This window comes from Mesorhizobium sp. M4B.F.Ca.ET.214.01.1.1, from assembly GCF_004791545.1.
In the GTDB taxonomy this organism is placed as follows: domain Bacteria; phylum Pseudomonadota; class Alphaproteobacteria; order Rhizobiales; family Rhizobiaceae; genus Mesorhizobium; species Mesorhizobium abyssinicae.
The window spans coordinates 1-282 of the sequence record NZ_SRUX01000298.1; the positions used below are offsets into that span (position 1 = coordinate 1).

Here is a 282-nt window from a genome sequence, read left to right on the forward strand (position 1 = left end):
TCGCCATTGACGACCACTGCCCGCACAAGGGCGGGCCGCTCAGCCAGGGCATCGTCCATGGCGCGGCGGTGACCTGCCCGCTGCACAACTGGGTGATCTCGCTGGAGACGGGCAAGGCGCTCGGCGCGGACGAAGGCTCGGTGAGGACGATACCGGTCAAGGTCGATGACGATCGCCTTTTCATCGCGCTCGAAGCACTGGCCTCGAAGGCGGCCTGAGGCATGGAAGAGGCACGCGAGGTGAGGACCACCTGCCCCTATTGCGGGGTGGGCTGCGGCGTGC

1 protein-coding gene is annotated in these 282 nt (G+C 67.7%); it reads left to right on the top strand.

What is annotated here, in order from left to right; genetic code table 11:
- Positions 1–218, top strand: a 218-nt coding sequence (locus tag EN857_RS34305; protein ID WP_135897748.1) for a nitrite reductase (NAD(P)H) small subunit, incomplete at its 5' end; no start/stop codon positions are given.
- Positions 219–282 lie beyond the last annotated feature (64 nt).